Genomic DNA, 19,271 nt, shown 5'->3' with positions numbered 1-19,271 from the left:
GCGTATGCTTCATTGGATATTAGAAACGTCGCTGCGTTACCGGCTGCTGGTGATTCTGGCTTCACTATTGCTGGTCTTTTTCGGGGTTAGAGCCTGGCAGAATGTGCCGCTGGATGCTTTTCCGGATGTTACCCCGGCGCAGGTAAATATATATACGGAATCGCCAGGCCTGGCTTCGGAAGACGTTGAAAAGCTAGTCACCTTCCCGGTGGAAAGTGCATTGGCCGGACTCAAGGGTATTGAGCACATCCGTTCGGTTTCTTTGTTCGGCTTGTCGTATGTCAGCGTTTATTTCAAAGATCATACGGATATCCAGCAGGCACGCTTTCTGGTGAGCGAAAAACTGGCAGAGGTGAAGTCGCGCATTACGATGGGTGATGGTGGCGCGGGCTATGGCGAGCCAACCCTGGGACCTAACACTTCAGGCTTGGGGCAAGTGCTTTGGTATACCTTAAAGTCGGACACCATGAATGCCATGGAGCTGCGTACTTTGCAGGATTGGACAGTGCGTATGATGGTGCGCACTGCGCCGGGAGTGGATGACATTACCTCATGGGGTGGTCAGGAAAAACAATTCCAGGTGCAGATAGATCCGCAAAAACTGTTTAAATATGGCTTAACTTTTGCCCAGGTGGTTGAGCGGCTCACCGCCAATAACCGGCAAGTGGGCGGTCAGTTTATCAATGTCGGTCAGGAACAGTTTCTGGTACGCGGATTGGGCCTGGTCAAAAATACGCACGATATACAGAAAATTGTCGTGGCTGAACATCAGGGCGTTCCGGTCTATATCGAAAACATTGCTACCGTCGTGGAAGGCCCCGGCTTACGCGTTGGCGCGGTCACCCAAGATGGCAAGGAAGTCGTCATGGGGATGGTGCTGGCCCGCCTGGGTGAAAATGCCCAGCAGGTAGTGAATGCAGCCAAGCAAAAGCTGGCACTGGTAAAAGAGGCACTGCCTAAAAATGTGACGCTGGAAACGGTATATGACCGCACGGCGATAATTGACAAGGCGATTCATATGGCAGACCGCGCCATGCTAGAGGGCGCGCTGCTGGTCATCGCCGTGCTTTTCCTGTTATTGGGTGAAGTGCGCGCTGCACTGGTCGTTGTGGTTGCTATTCCTTTGGGACGATTAATTGCGTTTATCCTGATGGAACAATACGGTGTCTCGGCCAACCTGATGTCACTGGGTGGGCTGATTATTGGTGTCGGCATGACCATCGATGGGCCTCTGGTACTGGTGGAGAATTGTTTCCGGCGATTGGCGCAGCATGCCGGAAACTCTGTGAATAAATCCCAGGTGATATTGCAAGCTAGCCAGGAGGTCATCCACCCGATTGCGTTTGGGGTATTGATTATTATGGTGGTGTTCCTGCCGATATTTTCGCTGACGGGTCTTGAAGGCAAGCTGTTCAAACCCCTGGCGATCAATATGACATTTGCCATGATAGGGTCAATGCTGCTGACACTGACGCTGATCCCTGTGCTTTCATCACTAGTGCTTAAGCAACAGAAAGTGCATATTGAAAAAGACCCTTGGTTGATTCGTTACTGTAAACCTGTTTATCTAAGAACGTTGCAATGGAGCCTGGGCCATAGCAAAGTGATTGTCGCTGTGACCGCGCTCGCATTTTTGGTCGCAATTGTCATGTTCCAGTTTTTGGGCAAGTCGTTTATGCCCAATTTGCAGGAGCAGGATATTTTGTTCAGGGTCACCAGTATTCCTTCAGCCTCACTGGATCAGTCGATTTCGGTGTCAGACCGTGTTTATCAAAGCCTGAAAAATATGCCGGAAGTGAAAGGCAGTGTCGCCATGATAGGGCGGGCTGAAAAAGGCGAAATTGCGGATGTAAACTACATGGAAATCCTGGTCCATTTACACCCGGTATCCGCCTGGCCGCAGAAAATCAGCTACCAGCAACTTGCCCAGAAACTGCAGTCACAGTTGGAAAAGCAAGTGCCCGAGGCGGTGATAGCCGCTACCCAACCGATACAAATGCGGGTTGAAGAATTAATTTCCGGGGTCAGGGCAACCTTGTCTGCAAAAGTGTATGGCGATGACCTGGCAACCATAGACCGTATTGCTAACCAGGTGAAAAGCACGATAGAAAAAGTGGATGGCGTGACTGACCTGGCGTTAGAAGCTAACTTGGGAAAACCGCAATTAACTATCGAAGTAAACCGCGAAGCGATCGCCCGCTACGGGATCAACGCAGATGATGTATTACAGATTGTGCAATCCGGCATTGGTGGCAAGCCGGTGTCAACTGTGCTTGATGGCATTAAGCGCTTTGCGATCCAGGTATGGTTTCCGCCCGCGTATCGGGATAATCTCAAAGCCATCGGCGACATCCCCATACCGACAGCACAAGGCGCATTGATTCCACTCTCGCAGGTGACGACATTGAGCACAGAAGAAGGTTATGCCTTTATCCGTCGTGAGCAATTGCAACGTTATGCAGTCATTCAAATGGATGTACAAGGGCGTGACATTGATGGTTTCGTGAAGGAGGCACAAGCCGGTATCAATCAACATGTGATGTTGCCAGCAGGCTACTGGATAGAGTGGGGCGGCGCGTTCGAAAACCAGCAACGCGCACTTACTAAACTGGCAATCATTGTGCCACTGACAATAGGCCTGATTTTTGTGCTGTTATATACCGCGTTTAATTCTGTTCGTTATGCCGGGTTGATACTCACCAATGTGCCTTTTGCCGCCATGGGCGGCATATTTTCGCTGGCCATCTCCGGACAGTATCTTTCAGTGCCGGCTGCGATCGGCTTTATTGCTGTATTTGGCGTCGCGATGTTGAACGGGATTGTGCTGGTTTCATTCATCAACAGTTTGCGCGCTGAGGGGAAAAACATTCGGGAAGCGGTACTTGAAGGTACGGCCTTGCGTTTGCGGCCAGTGATGATGACAGCGATGGTGGAGATTTTCGGGCTAATTCCGTTTGTGCTAGCTACCGGCGTGGGTTCAGAAATCCTGCGGCCATTAGCGATTGTGGTGATTGGTGGGCTATTCACAGCTACCGTCTTAACGTTGATATGCCTGCCGGTAGTCTATGATTGGATGGAAACCGAGAATGCTAAAAGCCAAAGCAATTAACCAGGAGTGAACACTGACTTTTAAACACCAGCGCTCACATCTGTCCAGGCTTTTGCAAGTAGCCGCTAATCAATAATGACTGTGCCGTTTTTGCCATTCTTTTTGGCCGTGTACATGGCTTTATCAGCCCGTCTGATCAACTCCAGTGGCTCTATTTGTTGCGGTTGCAGGCCGCCATAGTAGGCTATGCCTATACTTAGGGTGATATTCAGTTGCTGGTCACCTATCTGTACCGGCTCGGCAATCATTTTCTGGATATTGGCGGAAATCCTGTTGGTATCCTCTTTATTTTTGAGGTTTTCCAGCACAATCACAAACTCATCCCCCGCGTATCTGACCACAGTGTCAGAAGTCCTGGTGCATCGGTTGATGCGGTTAGCGACCTCCCGTAGGAGCTGGTCTCCAGCCTGATGGCCATACGTGTCATTGATTAATTTAAAGCCATCCAGGTCGATAAATACCAGTGCCAGGTAAGTCTGGTGACTTTTAGCGTTTTGGAAAGCCACTGGCAACAACTCCTCCAGTATCCTGCGGTTAGCCAGCCCAGTGAGCGGGTCGTTCCTGGCTTCACTTTTGAGCAGGTTTTCCAGCTGTTTGCGTTCTGTGATATCTCGTAAAAAAGAGGTGAACAACACCTGCCCATTAATTTCCAGCGCATTGACCTGCAGCTCAACCGGGATGCGTATACCATCTTTACGCAACGCTTCCAGCTCAATGCGGCTGCCGACTACTCTGGAGTTTTTTTCTTGCAGGTAGCGACTCATGCCAGACTGGTGGGCGTGCCTCAATTCGAGTGGAATAATCAGTTTCTCCAGTTTTTGGCCTATCGCTTCTTGTTCCAGCCAACCAAAGGTATGTTCTGCCTGTTTATTCCAGGCGGTGATGTATCCCTCTGCATCCATGCAGATATATGCTTCATTGGCATTGGTCAGAATGGTCCTGAGTTCAAGTTCTTTATTCTGTAGTTCCTGTTCAGATTTTGATTTTTCCTGATAGGCACGGGACAGTGATTGATTGACTTGCTTGAGTTCATCCGTACGTTGGCTGACTTTTTCTTCCAGTGTTTTCCTTAAGGCATCTAGCGCAAATTCGGTCTCTTTGGCCACGTTGATATCATTGATGATGGCAATCAGGTAATCGATTTCATTGCGTTCTGTCATCTGTTTCGTGACTGTAAGCTCTACCCAGACGAGCGAACCATCTTTTCTGATATATCTTTTTTCCAGCTGGTAGCGGTCTATCTTATTTTCTAGCAACTGCTCCTGCAACTGCAACTCTTTGTGCAGATCTCCCGGGTACGTGATGTCCTGGAAAGTCAGGCCAAGCAGCTCCTCCCTGGTGTAATCGACGATTTTGCAGAGCTCGTCATTCACCTGCAGCCATGGTCCTGAGGGCTTGACCAGGGCAATACCTGCGCCGGCATTTTCAAAGACACTCTGGAATTTACCCTGTGCATGATCAATCGTATCTTGTGCACTCAGCATGCGCTCGCGAAACTGGATCTCTTTGGTTGCCAGCTGGGCAAGATCACTTAATGCCTTCAATTCACTTGCGTTTGGGCGTTTAGGTTTACAGCCGATCACGCATAAGGTGCCTAGTGAATAACCTTGTATGCTCTTGATCGGGATCCCGGCATAAAAACGGATGTTGGGTGCATTGACTACTAAGGGGTTACTGAGGAATCTGGCATCGTTAGTTGCATCTTCAACGATCAGTTCTGTGCCGCTGCTCACAGCATGGGTGCAAAAGGAAATGTCCCTAGGGGTTTCGGACAGTTCGATACCATGCTTTGATTTGAACCACTGCCGGTCTTCATCAATCAGCGAGATTACCGATATCTCGGTGCCAAGAATGGTGGACGCCACCCGCGTAATACAATCAAAAAATTCATCCGGGTCTGAATCGAGTAAACCTAATGACCTTAGTTTTTCCAGCCTCAGTTTTTCAGTGCCTGTTTTTTCCGATGCAGTTTTTTCTTGTATGGACACAGTTTACTCCTGACGGGTGTCATGCAAACTATATAAAAATACGCCAAAAAAACATAGCCATCAATACTATAGTTTAATAGCGCTTTTCTTTGGTTTGTAATTTGGACTGATGATAGTCGGATTGGTTTTAATATTGCGAGAGATGATTGTCTTGGTTAAAAGCAAGTGTGATGAATGCATAAATGAAACTTGGTTTAAACACATATTTAGGTTTATACAGGGACATTATGAATGGAGTAACTACAGATATTCATTAAAAACTTGCGAATTTATGTTTATCGTAGTAGCTAATTTAAAAATAAGCCTGTGATTACCGTGCTTTTGCGTAATAATAAAGATCCATTTTTTAGAATAAAATGGTTTCAGATCATTTTATTCGTGAAATAGAACAGTGTTTCGCAAACTTAATCAAACAGAGAAAAGCATTTGTGTCGGCTTGTTGGCAACGCTACTGGCTTTTATGTTCTGGTATTTCTTGTTTGATTACCAGCGGCAAAAAGACGAAAGTGAAGCCTATCTTGAAGCAGCGGCTTACGGCAATGTGCTACGTTCCGAGATGGACCGTGAACTGAATTCTCTGCTGTTCATCTCGAATGGTTTATCCAGTTTTATCAAAGTCTACCGCAATCATCTTGAGACCGAAAAAGTACAAGCCATCCTGGCAGATCTATGGGCGCAAGCCCAGCATGTCAGGAATCTGGCAGTAGCAGTAGATTACAAGCTTACCTATGTCTATCCAGAAAAATCCAATGAGAAAATTTTAGGTATCGACTACCGTGATGTCGCTACGCAATGGCCTAAAGTCAAACTGGCGATAGACTCAAGGCAAGGTGTGCTTGATGGTCCGTTGGCGCTTATCCAGGGCGGCAGCGGCATGATTTACCGGTTTCCGATTTTTGTTGATGGCAAGTATTGGGGCATTATTTCTACGGTCATCGATACCAATGGATTTCTGGATGCAGCTTTCAAAAACAACTGCAGCAGCGAGTTTGAGTTTGCGATCAGAACCGCGGAAGACAAACATGTGTTTTATGGCGACCCCAGGCTGTTCAACCAAAAACATGCCTACATTCAGGAAAGCCGGGTACCTAACGGTAAATGGGAATGGGTAATTGAAAACAAGAAAATCCATAACTTGCATGACCGCAAGTTTGGGGTGTGGCTAAGTTTATTTTTCAGCGTGCTAGTAGGCCTGTTTGCTTACTTTTTTGCCAAGGAGCGCTATTACCTCTCTGAAGGTGCGCTGATGGATAGCCTCACCGGCCTGCCGAACCGTCGGTCGCTGGAAAACCGGCTTAATTATGTGCATTCGGAAGCCAAGCGCTTTAATAAAAGGTTTGGCCTGATAGCACTCGATGTCGATCACTTCAAAAGTATCAATGATAATTTTGGCCATGATGTCGGCGATGAAGTGATCAAAACAGTTGCTAACTTACTGAAAAGTAATATCCGCGATGTTGACACTGTCAGCCGGATTGGTGGCGATGAATTCGTGATTGTGGCCAGGGATCAGCACTCGGAAGATAGCCTGGTTAAAGTGGCAACCAAACTTTTAAGCGTGTTTAAAAAGCCTATGCATATTCACGGACATGAGATTTCTGTGCACCTAAGTATTGGCTTGACCCTGTTTGAACCTACTTCAGAGGTGGCATTGAAACAGCTATTCAAGCAAGCAGATATTGCGCTTTACCAGGCCAAACAAAAAGGCCGCAACACATACAGCTCCTGGCAAAAATAGCGATTAGCGCCAATTCTTATTGAGCATGTAAATGAGTTCGACCATAAGCAATCGCTTTAAAACACAGAGGGCATGTTAGCATTCTATTTTTATTGATATAAATGCAATTATGAAATTCAGGCAAATTATTTTTTTGCTGGTTAATGGTTTTTTACTCTTTTCACTGCCGATTCAAGCCTCCGAAGAAACGCTTTTCCACGAAACTGATGCTGCCCACAGTGACAGGTTGCTGAAGATTCCGGAACCTATGGTCTATGACCTGGTTCGCCCTCTTGGCGTAAAGAAAGGCGATATGGAAATCAATGCGCTGGTAGATATCAATCAGCAAACGAATGATGCCAGTTGGGCACCCGAAATTGAGTACGGCCTCGCAGATGACCTGGCAATCGAGCTTGAGTTACCGTTTGAGAATGCCAGTCATGAACGATATAAAGTAGCTATCCAGAAAACGCTGGGGATAGACCACTATTCAGGCACGGCAAATGGCTGGCAGGCATTTATTGACCTGGACAAACACACCAAAACCCTTTCCGGCGATGCGACCTATATTCATGCCATCAAATGGGCAGATCGCTGGTCTTCATTGAGCATGCTGGGGCTGCGAGTGAATGGTATCAACCGCAGCGCAAATATCGAATACCTGCTGAATAATACGGTTTTCTATGATGTTTCACCCCGTCTCACATTTGGTCTCGAGTTGAATCAGGAAGTAAGCACAGGCGGTTCTTGGCGATACCGGCTGACGCCACAATTACACTATGATATGAATCAGCAATATACCTTGCAGGCGGGTGTTGCGCACTCAACGATTAATGCTACCGGCAAAGCAGACAAGCTATGGAGCTTCAGGTTAATCAGAGTATTTTAGTGGCGTGACTGAAAAGAAATTTAGAGTACTGCACGAAATGCCGCTTTCTCAATAGCAATATTTGAAAAGTCAGATAGGGGATATGGAATATGTTCTTTATTCGTCGTCAGATGTATGATTTATGCCAACAGGAATATATAGATTGTCACCATTATTATTAATTTAATTGTATGGAAGATGGTATTAATTTTTCTTATCATTCATAATCGTTAAAAATCTCAATAACAGTTTCTTCATGTGACGAAAGATGAATTGATGTAAGTGGTCACTCCTATTCGCCATGTGGAAATTCATTCAATATTCAATCATCCTTGTCATAAGCCTGGCGGCCACTTGCCAGGCAGTAGCCGCGCCTCCTAACGCCATCACTGTCATCAGTGATGACAATTACCCCCCTTATTTATTCAAAGACGACCGTGGAAATACGGTCGGCATACTCGCCGATTACTGGAAACTGTGGGAGAAAAAAACCGGCATTAGTGTCACGTTAATTTCAACCCGCTGGGAAATGGCTCAACAGCAATTGCTGAGTGGTCATGCCGATGTCATCGAGATGATTTATCGCAACCCCGAGCGTGAGGTGACTTATGCATTTTCAGCACCTTATGCCACCTTGCCGATAGGCATTTATGCCCATGAGAGTATGACCGGTTTAATCTCTGCGGACTCATTGGCCGGTTTTACGGTTGGCGTGCAAAAAGGCGATGCCTGCATTTATAAATTAAAAGAGGCCGGGGTTAAATCTTTCCGGGTATACAACTCTTATGACGAGATTATCCAGGCGACCTTAAAGCAACAAGTCATGATCACTTGCATGGATGATTTTCCTGCCCGCTATTATTTATACAAGCTTGGTGCGGAGACCAGTATTCTGCGTGCATTTACCATTTATCAGGGCCAGTTTCACCGCGCGGTCAAAAAAGAAAATACACCGATACTGGCGCTAGTAGAACAGGGTGCTGCAAGCATCTCTGCAGATGAGATGGCAGCCATCGAATCCAAATGGAAAGGCCGTCATATACCGCGCAACGCTTATTCCAAGCAGGCAATTGTGGCCGTGGCACTGGTATTGGTGATCGCTGTCGTGTTGCTGCTGCTAATTTATACATTGCGCGTGGCAGTAAGACGCAAGACCGCAGAGATTCAAAGTAAAAGTGAAGAGATTGAAAACCAGCGCTTGCGGCTGACCCAGATTATTGATGCCACCAGGGCAGCTACCTGGGAGTGGAACTTGCAAACCAACGAGTGTCACTTTAATGCACGCTGGGCGGAAATCGTTGGCTATACCCTTGAAGAGTTGCAGCCACTCACGCTTGAAGTGGCTACGTCATTGATGCATCCGGATGATTTGCAAAACGCCATGCAATTGATTGATCGGCATCTAAATAATGAGATCGATTTTTATGAGTGCGATATCAGGATGCGCCATAAAGATGGCCACTGGATATGGGTTTCTGACCGCGGTAGCCTGATCTCACGCACACCAGCCGGTGAGCCGCTGGTGATGCACGGCACGCATTTTGATATTACTGAAAAGAAAGCGGCAGAAGAGGTTATCTGGCGTCAGGCAAATTATGACAGCCTGACACAATTACCTAACCGGCACTATTTCCAGCAGCGATTGGTAGAAGCGATTCAGGAAGCCACTGTAAAGCAACGCCGCTTAACTCTTTTGTTTCTTGATCTCGATCAATTTAAGGATATTAACGATACGCTGGGTCACCATACTGGCGATGAATTACTGATTGAAGTTGGCCGCCGCATTCAACACAACCTGCCCGATTCTGCAACCGTCGCCCGTTTGGGCGGCGATGAGTTTGCCGTGATTGTGCCGGAGGAAACCGGCGATTTGCAAACACTGTGTACCCAGCTGCTGCAGGATATTTCACATTCTTATATTCTGAGTGGCGAGCGCATATTCGTTACCGCAAGCATAGGCATCAGCCAGTTTCCGGACGATGCAGTGAATGCCGAGGAAATGATCAAGCATTCTGACCAGGCCATGTATGAAGCCAAAAGCCGCGGCCGGAACAATGTACGCTATTTCTCCCTGGCAATCCGCGATGCACTAGCCCAGCGCACTTCGCTGGCCAGGGATTTACGCACTGCGGTTGAAAATAATGAGTTGCGTGATTATTACCAGCCAATTATTTGCATGCGCACCGGCAAAATCGTCAAAGCCGAGACATTGATGCGCTGGCAGCACCCTACACGAGGACTGATCAGCCCGACACTGTTTATTCCGGTCGCCGAAGAAACCGGCGAGATTAGCAGGATGGGTGACTGGATATTCAGGCAGGCTGCGCAAAATGCACAGAGATGGCAGTCACTGGCAGGCGACGAATTCGCCATTAGTGTCAACAAATCACCGATGCAGTTTATCGATCCCTCAACAATCAGTGACGATTGGATACAGCTTCTGCAAACCCTGGGTGTGGATGGCAAACGCATTGTTGTCGAAATCACTGAAGGGCTATTATTGGATCCTGATCCTATTGTAGAACAGCGCTTGCTGCATTTCCGGGACAAGGGCATCCAGGTCGCGATTGACGATTTTGGTACTGGTTATTCATCGCTGTCTTACCTGAGCAAGTTTGATATTGATTACCTTAAAATCGACCAGTCGTTCACCTCTAACCTGAACGAAGGCAATGAAAGTTATGTGCTCTGCGAAGCGATTATAGTCATGGCTCATAAGCTTGGGCTGAAAGTGATTGCTGAAGGGGTGGAGACAGCCATGCAGCGTGACTTGCTGCATGATATCCATTGTGATTTCGCCCAGGGATTTTTCTATTCACCGCCGATTCCGGCAGAGGCTTTCGAGCAGTTGCTAAAAGCAGAAGCCGTTAATTCCAATTAAGCTTATTAAACCCACCTAATTTCAAAAAGGCGACTCAGGACAATTGTTATTGGGCGCTTGCGACAGCCTGCGATAACCATGGCTACGTAAAATAAGTTAAAAACCCATGCTTAATGATTCATGATTCTTTAGTATGCCGGATTGCTTGCAATCACTTGAAGAAATCCATTGAAAAAGAATATGAAATTAATCGTAAAAAGCTTCATCATTACCGCAATGTCAATACAGGCATTGAGCGCATCTGCCAGTATTCTGGACCTGGGTGTCGCTGGAAAATTTAACCTGTTTGTGTTTGAAAATTTTAGCAGCAGTAATAGCGATGTTGAAGGTGCAGTAGCCGTTGGTGGCAACTTTAATGTTTCCAATTACGCGGTAAATGAGCTCAATAAGGCGGTTGCTGGCAATGCGTTGGTCGTCGCTAAAAATGTGACATTCAACAGTGGCAGCGTCAAGAACGGTAATATTGATACGGCCGGCGCTTCAAGCACTTCGGGCTTTGGCTTTACCGGGGCTTATACTAATAACAACCCTATCAATTTTGCCAATGAGCGCACCTACCTGCAAAATCTGTCAGTCAGTCTCAATGGCCTGGCCAATACCGGGTCTGCTACCTACGACTACTCTGGCATGCAATTAACCGCCAGCAATAGTACCGATGCACAGATTTTTGATATTGATGGCAGCTTTTTTAACTCCAGAAACAATACGACTTTTAGCGGTTTTTCCAACGGCCAAACCATCATCCTGAATATTTCCGGCACTAGCCTGAAATTTGATGGTGGCACGGGCACCGATTTTGGCAAATATGGTTTCAATGTCATTTATAACTTCTATCAGGCAACTGAATTAAATACCGGCTCTGGCGCGACAGGCAGCATACTTGCGCCGCTGGCAGATATTACCGGTGGCTACACTGCAATCAACGGTAACGTGATTGGCAAAAGCTGGAACACCAATACACAAGTCAATGTGAACGGTATGTTTAAAGCGACTGAAGTTGCAGGGCTGACGGTTATACCCGTACCTGAGCCAGAGTCCTATGTGATGTTATTGGCAGGATTGGCAGTGGTTGGCATGTTCACGCGCAAGCGTGCTTCTAATAAATCCTGATAGCAATCAGCTGACGGACATAAGAAAGACTCAAGCGTTGCTTGAGTCTTTTTGTTTCTGGCGCCGTTTTTAAAACTTGAGGCGCAGACCTGCACCTACGCTGTTGACATCACGGTAGGTGGTGGCGCTCGGGTATTTGTCACCTGAGAAGTGGTTGGTGGTGTAAGCCACATACGTATCAATGCGTTTGTTGAACCGGTAGTCAGCCATCGCCGTCCAGGTGTCGATTTTGCCCTGCGAGTTAGTTGAAATCGTCGGTCCGTCAATGGCATCTGCTTTGGTTTCATAGAAACCGATAGAGCTTGTCAGGCCGGCCAGTGCAGGCATACGTTGCGCAAAGTCAAAATTGGCACCCAGGTAATACACATGGTTATCCTGTTTAAAACCTGGACGTAATGAGGAGGTGGCAACGCCGCCAAATACGGTTTGATCATATAGGTTGTGATAAGTGATGCTAGGCGTTGATGATGGTTTTAACTGATACCACTCCATACCGCCGATGATTTTCAGGTCTTTGGTGGGTGACCATCTGCCGGTCAGCAATGCGGCTTCGGTGTTAAGCAGGGCTACGGCAATGGTGTCATTCGCTAAAGGATTACCAGGCGCTGCTGTACCGGACCTTACCGAGTCGAAAAACTTATCATAGGCAAACTGGACGCCGAACGCACTGCTTTCGTAGCCTAGTTGCGTGGTAAAGCCGTTGCCGTGCGAGGTGCCTGCCGAGTTTCCGAACTGGTTGATCACTGCATAATTGATTTTGTCATGATCTTCCAACTCATACACGTTGGCGTATTTGATAGAGTTTTTCATACGCGAGTTTTCTGAGACACCACCGCCACCGCCAACGGTACCACTTTCACCCAATGGTGAAAAACTGTCTGCTTTGCCGTTTGGGTCATAGGTTACGGTAATTTCGAAGAACGGGTTGTATTGGGTACCATAGGTCAATTTACCCAATGAACCACCGTCTATCCCTGCCCAGGCTTGGCGGGTGAACAGTTCACCGTTCATGGATGAGTTGGTGCTGACGCTGGAGTTGGCATTAGTACCGGAGTTGTCTGCCAATGTTTGTGCAGCATCGTGCAGTTTCATATCCAGCGTATTAAAACCGGCTTCAAATTGATAGATGAATTTAAAGTCATGATCCCATGCCTGCAGTTTGGCGACTTCACCCTTAAAGCCCAGGCGTGAGCCTTGCCAGCCACCATTCACCCAGTTGGTTCTTGAAGTGGTTCTGGGCGTCTTTTTTGCACCCGCATAAGGATAAAAGTTATTCGCTAATTCGTAGCTCTCGGGTAAAGAATGGTTGATATGGGTCAGGCCAATATCTACCAGGCCATATACCTGGAAATAAGAGGGGTGGTCACCGAGGTCAAAATTGATCCTGAACGGATTATCGTCATTCATAAAACGTGTCAGGAATGAAGGTGATTCTTGTGAAACTGTCGTAGGCTGGTCTGCGGGGCTTAGTGCCTCGGCGGCAAATGCCTGGTGTATGGCAAGTGGCAGTAATGCGAATGTGAAAAAATGCTTGATGGTCATCCATTATCCTTGAGAGCGATGTTGCGGGTTATTGCAAAGCAGCAATTCTCGGTTTTGTGTGTGAATGTTAGATGACAGCAGGCTTACATCAACCTGACAAGTTGAAGTGGGCGCTGCAAGGGAAAGAAAAAGCCGTGCTTTTCAAAAGCACGGCTTGTGTAAACAGCAGTGGATCAGCTAGAAATTATAGGCAAATTGCAGGCTTAAGATATCAGCGCTGCCTTCATATTTACCTGCGATCAACCCTCTTGTGGGACGCTGATCATCGTTAATGCGCGCATCTTTGATAAACAGATGTGTGTAGCCGATATCCAGTTTGGTCTGGGGAGTATATTGCCAGCTTGCGCCTAGAGAAAGCCAGATACGGTCATTGCCCGGAATGCGTGCGGTGCGGTGCTCATTATCAATCGCTTCATCATCATAAGCCAGGCCGGTGCGCAGTTTAATCGTGTCAGAGTAGAGGTAATTCAAGCCAACTGAGTAGCGTAATACGTTGTTCCAATGTTCGGTGATGGCGGGGCCTACTGTGGTATTGCTCCCATTTTCACGCACGATTTTCAGTTCTTTAAACTGGCTCCAGCGCGTCCAGGTGATATCAGTCAGCAATTCCCATTTATCGTTCAAATGGCTAAACGCACTAAAAGAAAATGTTTCAGGCAATGTGAGGTCTGCGGAGATATCTGTATTCAATGTAGATCCCGGAACGCCGTTCGCCTGGGTAAATGGAGAACGTACATCACCTTTTAAATGCTGTTCCACTTTAGAGCGGTAAGCTACCCCGAAACGGGTGTCAGGTGTGGCCTGGTAAATTGCGCCCAGATTGTAACCAAATCCCCAGTCATCACCCTTGTTTTTAACAGTGGTTGTGCCAAGCAGACCTAAATTCGCGGAGCTGGTCAGTTCGGCTTCTGCCCACATGGCTGAAATACCGAAGCCAAGCGACCATTGTTCATTTACTTTCCAGGCCAGTGACGGGTTTATATTGATGGTTTTGAGCTCGGACTTCACTGCCTGGAAGCGTCCAAGCCAGTTTCTGTCATATTCAGTTTTCAAGCCAAATGGAGTCCCAATGCCTATGCCGAATTTCAGTTGTTCGGTAAGATCTAGCTTGTAGTAAATATTTGGTAAAAATGCCCAACTCCCGAAATCGCCGCCTTCATTGCCAGCGACTGAACTTCCTTGATTGTGAAAGTCGCCCGAGGTTTTAATCGTATGCAAGGCACCGACTAGCTGACTGCCCTGAATATAGGTCATCCCGGCCGGATTGAAATAGATAGTGCTGGCATCTTCAGCAACAGCTGCGGCGCCTGCGTAAGCATTACCCATGCCGCTACCACTTTGTTCGGATAGGGCAAAGCCAGCTGCATGGCTTGTAAGTTGATGAGCCGATAATAAAATGCCAACCATCAATGGCGATGAAAAGCGTGACATGAAACCCCCTAAAGCTAGTATGTATTTTTAATTCTCAACAACGATATTATGTTTCTTGCTGAACGGCTTTGCGGAAACTGGCCGGAATACTTTCTGGAAACTCAGCCATGAATGCAGTGGTTTGGCTGGCAGAGAGCGCGGCACTAAATAAATAGCCTTGTACGTGATGGCAGAGCTTGTATTGCAGGTATTCAAACTGGATGGCGCTTTCTACGCCTTCGGCCACCACTTTCAGATTCAGGCTGACAGCCAGTGCCACCAGAGCATCTACAATCGCAATATCCACTTTGTCATGCGGGATGCCGCTGGTAAATTGTTTGTCAATTTTGAGAATATCTACTGGCAACTGTTTCAGGTAATTCATTGAGGAGTGGCCGATACCAAAGTCATCAATGGCAATGCCTATGCCTAATTGCTTGAGTGCATAGAGGATATGTTTGGCCGCTTCAATGTTACGCATCACCATTGATTCGGTGATTTCCAGATTAAGGGTGCGTGGCGCGATATGATAATGCTCCAGTGCGTGGCGGATAGTCCCTGACAAACTGTCATCATCCAACTGGCGGGATGAAATATTGACGTTCATGAACAGCTCTTTATCGAACATTTGTTGCCACATTGCCAGCTGCCTTAATGACTGGTGAATGACCCAGGCGCCAATGCTGATGATCAGTCCTGAGCCTTCAGCCAAATGGATGAACTGGTCTGGTGCCAGCAAGCCCCTGGTTGGGTGACGCCACCTGAGCAGTGCTTCAAAGCCTATGGTTTTCAGGTGCTGGGTATGAATGATGGGTTGGTAGAACAGCTCCAGTTCCTGGTTTTGCAGGGAAAAATGCAGTTCCTCACGGAGTGTGCGCAGCTCGGAAGTATTGGTTTCATCTTCATCGCTGTAAAAACGGTAAGTATTGCGGCCAGCGTCTTTGGCTTGGTAGAGCGCTATGTCAGCATTTTTCATCACTTCAGTTTTAGAGTCAAAACCAGGCCTTAAGGTGGCAACGCCTATACTCACGCCTATGTGAATTTCGTGGTCATCGACAATGAAGGGCGTAGAAATATTCTGGATAACCCGTTTACAGACTTGTTCTATGGTAGTGCGTTTAGGTGCATCAAGAATCACCGCAAACTCGTCACCGCCCAGCCTGAAAATGGCATCCTCCTGTGACATATTGCCACGCAGCCTGTGAGCAACCTGTTGTAACAGTTTGTCGCCTGTATTATGGCCAAAAGTATCATTGACGATTTTGAAACGGTCCAGATCCAGCAGCAGCAGGTAAATGTGTTTGCGCTCATCGATCGGGGTGGTGATTTTTTTGGTGATGATTTCTTCAAACGCATGGCGATTGAGCAGCAGGGTACCTTTATCGTAGTGCGCCAAAAACTGCAGTTTTTCTTCGATCTCCTTGCGGTGGTCTAATTCTTTCTGCAATTGCGCATCGCGCTGGCTAATGCTTTCGAGCATATTGTTAATATCTTTGCCCAACAGGCCAATTTCATCATTGCTGTTGGTGTAGATGCGCTGCTCGTAATGATGATTTTGGGTAATGTTACTAACGAAGGTTTGCAGATTGTGAATCGGGCCGACGATGTATCGATTTAAACGCCACATGACGAAATAACCGAATAGCGCAGCTGCAATCGCGGCAATGGTATTCGACCAGGCGAAGCCAATCAGCATATCGACAATCTGCTCTTGCTTGATAATGGCGCGTAACGTACCGACGGCTTTCTCATTGACGATAATAGGTGCAGTGAGCTCCATGTCGCCAAAAAAAGGATATAACCATTGCCAGGCTGAAGTGATAGGGGCATGCAACGGATGCAGGCTTTCCAGCGTTTGCTGCTGCTGGTTCAGGACCACGATGGTGCGGATGTTCTCGTTGTCTGACAGCGGTTCAAGCGTTTTTGCTGCTGAACTCAATTCATCAAACATGACTGCCGGGCCAATCGAGGTGGCGACCACATTCATTTGCACCAGAATGTTTTGAATCAAATGCGTGCGGAGGTCGTGGTAATGATTGCCCAAGGCGAATATGCTAAAAACCAACAGCATGCTCAACGTCATTGCCAGTTCGGTCAGCAGTAATTTCTCGGCAATTTTCAGGTTACGGAACAGTCTTAACATACACAATTAATCGTTAATAATATTAGTGGCCAGTTTCAACAGCCGTGCATCGAACATAATTCCCGCCTGTTTTGCCGGTTGTATCCGTAAATCAAACTGGTAACGCTTATCCTGGGCACTAATCACCACATGGCTATAATCGGCAAACTTATTTCCAGTGTGCACGACCGTCAGCACCACGTCTTTTTGGATGGACTGTTGTAATTCAAGCGGCTTTTGAACAACAAAGTCTTGAATATACAGCAGATTGCAGCGTTTAACGTCAGCTATTGTTTTAAGCGGGAGCAAAGAGACCTGCAAGTTCTGTAACTTTTGCGATTGTAAAGTGCTTGATTGCAGGTAGCCGATATCCTCTTCGAAAGCGCATATATTATAAGCATCCTGCAATGTGCGATTGGGTGTCTGGCTAAGCAGGGCGAAGTTATAAATCAGCTCACTGGTGATTTCGCGCATGTCTTGCGGCGCAGAGGCCGCCCAGCTTACGCTGGCTGTTGCAAGGCCTAGTGTGAAAGGTAACCAGATGCGAAGAACACTGATGTGACGGGCAAGGGAATTGCCAATGCGGACGTTTACCCGGCTGCTTGCTTCCAATTCTTCGAGGCGGGATTCAACGCTGGGAGTCAGTGAAATCACAAGGTTCAATGGTTGCGTCTTCCTGCAAAAGGTTGGTTTCATTTCCAGGCTGAACTCCCATATGATGTTATCGGCGAGAGCTATTGACCATACACTTAAGAAAACATGCAGACAATCAGCACTTAATAGGAAACATCATACCTTGTGGCACAAAATCTACAATCCAAAAAACTGATAAATTCTGTATGCATTTGATAAGCAACTTATTGAATACTGGCTAAAAGCCGGGGAATGGATGCTGATGTAAGGTATACCGAAGTCAGTATTGACTGCGGGCGGTTTGCAAAACTGTTGCGGGTTTTAGGTCAAAGGCTACGCAGATGCGCTGTGCGTCTGCATTGAATGGAATGGTCCTGTGAAACAGGGAAGAAGGAAACAGCACAATATCGCCCACCCTGGGCTTGATGAAATTGGTCGGGAAATTGTCGTGTAGTTTCGGGTAACCATCCCCATGCGTGCCATATTCAAAAGCGCCTTCTTTGGGATCGTCTGTTTCGGGCATCGCAAGGTAAACTGCGCCACTGATCCAGCCAATTTCGTGGATATGCGCATCCAGGTGACCGCCTTTTTGCATGCTGACATACCACGAACTGGTAAATTCCAGTGTCTCGGGGAAATGCGTGATGAGGGCGCAGTCAGCTTTTTGAAATTGTTGCTGATAGTGACTAAATTCGCGTTTAACCAGATCACCTAAAGTCCGAAAGGCCGGTTCCGGGCGTTTGAAAAGATTGCCCGCTGATTGCTTGCCATTGGTTAAACGAGCTTGTTTGCGTTCGGCGATATCAGTCTGTGCAATATTGTCCAGCAGTTCTGCCAGCAACGGGCTGCCAGGCGCCAGTTCAGGAATTGAACGGTGATAGACAAATTCAAACCCGTTAGGACAAAACTGGTAAGGGTCTGCCTCCCCATGATTAATGCTGTAGTGCGTGGACAAAGTAGCAATAAATGGGGCAGTGTGTGGCCCTTGCTGAATGACTTCATCACGCAACTGTTTAAATGCATCAAATCTCTCTGCCCGGTACAGGCAATACATCACACGGGATTGCCAGTCATCGAGGCGGGAGTGCTCAAAGTAAGGAATCGCTTCCTCAAAACGCTTGGCCAGATAAAGAAATTCACCCATATTGTAATTGGCGCCGGCATGGTCAGGATTGCGCTGCAGGGCTTGTTGGTAATATTGCACCGCCTTGCCCATGTCGCCTTGGTCACGCCAGGTTTCCCCGAGATTGTTGTAGGCATCCGTGTAATTGGGGAATAGCGCAATAGCACGCTCGTAACTGCCTACCGCTTCTTTTAACTGGCCCTTGTCACGCTGAGCGGTTGCCAGGTTGAAATGTCCGCGCGCATCCTGTGGTTGAATACGCAAGCCGGCTTGATAACAGCTAATCGCTTCATCGAGGCGACCTTGCTTCTGTAACAAGGTGCCCAGATTGCCGTGCGCCTCAAAAAAAGATGGGTTGAGCGAAATGGCTTTGCGATAGGCTTGTTCTGCGTCTGTCGGTTGATCAAGCTGGGTTAAGACAATGGCATAGTTAAACCAAAGCTCGACGTGATTGGGCTGCAGTTTGAGCGCGTGCGCATATGCCTGTTTAGCCTCTGCATATTGCTGGCTCTGATCCAATGCCAATGCGAGCAGATGGTGCAATACAAACTCACGTGGATATTGTGCAGCCAACTGCCTGGCGCGATTTGCTACTTGGGCAAACTGGCTGGCATTCAGCTGTTGTATCAGCGCATTTATTTCCTGAGGAAGCGAAAGTGCCATTATGCAAAATTCCTAAAATAGTTACAATTTTGTAACATATCTTACAATTCTGCAATCTTTTAGCTAGCTAAAATTACCAATCCGAATGGCTGGTGTATAAAAAAT

General features: G+C 47.3%; 11 protein-coding genes. 5 read left to right on the top strand and 6 right to left on the bottom strand.

The window, feature by feature from the left end; all coding sequences use genetic code 11:
- The first annotated feature begins 4 nt into the window (after positions 1-4).
- Entirely contained in the window at positions 5-3,109 is a 3,105-nt protein-coding gene (locus ASG34_RS06590; RefSeq protein ID WP_055828336.1) for an efflux RND transporter permease subunit, read from the top strand.
- A gap of 65 nt (positions 3,110-3,174) precedes the next feature.
- Here the strand turns inward: ASG34_RS06590 and ASG34_RS13825 are convergent, their stop codons facing one another.
- A complete protein-coding gene (locus ASG34_RS13825) occupies positions 3,175-5,097 on the bottom strand; it encodes a diguanylate cyclase domain-containing protein (RefSeq protein ID WP_235559692.1) in 1,923 nt (640 codons plus the stop codon).
- Positions 5,098-5,488: 391 nt separating this feature from the next.
- Between ASG34_RS13825 and ASG34_RS06575 the strand changes: the two genes are divergently transcribed.
- From ASG34_RS06575 to ASG34_RS06560, 4 genes are all read left to right on the top strand, one after another.
- A complete protein-coding gene (locus tag ASG34_RS06575) occupies positions 5,489-6,835 on the top strand; it encodes a diguanylate cyclase domain-containing protein (RefSeq protein ID WP_055828334.1) in 1,347 nt (448 codons plus the stop codon).
- Positions 6,836-6,944: 109 nt separating this feature from the next.
- Positions 6,945-7,703 (top strand): hypothetical protein, encoded by a 759-nt coding sequence (locus ASG34_RS06570; protein WP_235559691.1) that lies wholly within the window; start codon positions 6,945-6,947, stop codon positions 7,701-7,703.
- A 280-nt stretch (positions 7,704-7,983) separates the two neighbouring features.
- The gene (locus tag ASG34_RS06565) at positions 7,984-10,563 is read left to right on the top strand and encodes an EAL domain-containing protein (RefSeq protein ID WP_082504824.1); all 2,580 of its coding nucleotides are present in this window, start codon (positions 7,984-7,986) and stop codon (positions 10,561-10,563) included.
- Between the two features lie 180 nt (positions 10,564-10,743).
- Complete coding sequence (locus tag ASG34_RS06560) at positions 10,744-11,673, top strand: choice-of-anchor A family protein (protein WP_235559690.1); 930 nt, start codon at positions 10,744-10,746, stop codon at positions 11,671-11,673.
- 69 nt (positions 11,674-11,742) lie between these two features.
- Here ASG34_RS06560 and ASG34_RS06555 read toward each other — a convergent pair whose 3' ends face one another.
- The 5 genes from ASG34_RS06555 to ASG34_RS06535 all read right to left on the bottom strand — a co-directional run bounded on the left by ASG34_RS06555 (position 11,743) and on the right by ASG34_RS06535 (position 19,166).
- The gene (locus tag ASG34_RS06555; RefSeq protein WP_055828331.1) at positions 11,743-13,215 is read right to left on the bottom strand and encodes a porin; all 1,473 of its coding nucleotides are present in this window, start codon (positions 13,213-13,215) and stop codon (positions 11,743-11,745) included.
- Between the two features lie 177 nt (positions 13,216-13,392).
- Positions 13,393-14,646 carry an OmpP1/FadL family transporter gene (locus tag ASG34_RS06550; protein ID WP_055828326.1) on the bottom strand — a complete coding sequence of 418 codons (1,254 nt, stop codon included), beginning with the start codon at positions 14,644-14,646 and terminating at the stop codon, positions 13,393-13,395.
- A 46-nt stretch (positions 14,647-14,692) separates the two neighbouring features.
- Positions 14,693-16,768 (bottom strand): bifunctional diguanylate cyclase/phosphodiesterase, encoded by a 2,076-nt coding sequence (locus tag ASG34_RS06545; RefSeq protein ID WP_055828323.1) that lies wholly within the window; start codon positions 16,766-16,768, stop codon positions 14,693-14,695.
- A gap of 6 nt (positions 16,769-16,774) precedes the next feature.
- Positions 16,775-17,443, bottom strand: coding sequence for a YfiR family protein (locus ASG34_RS06540; RefSeq protein ID WP_082504823.1), 669 nt, complete (start codon positions 17,441-17,443; stop codon positions 16,775-16,777).
- Positions 17,444-17,660: 217 nt separating this feature from the next.
- The gene (locus ASG34_RS06535; protein WP_055828319.1) at positions 17,661-19,166 is read right to left on the bottom strand and encodes a tetratricopeptide repeat protein; all 1,506 of its coding nucleotides are present in this window, start codon (positions 19,164-19,166) and stop codon (positions 17,661-17,663) included.
- Between the last annotated feature and the right edge of the window lie 105 nt (positions 19,167-19,271).

This window comes from Methylophilus sp. Leaf416, from assembly GCF_001424665.1.
Lineage (GTDB): Bacteria > Pseudomonadota > Gammaproteobacteria > Burkholderiales > Methylophilaceae > Methylophilus.
This window is presented reverse-complemented; position numbering and strand designations above follow the sequence as displayed.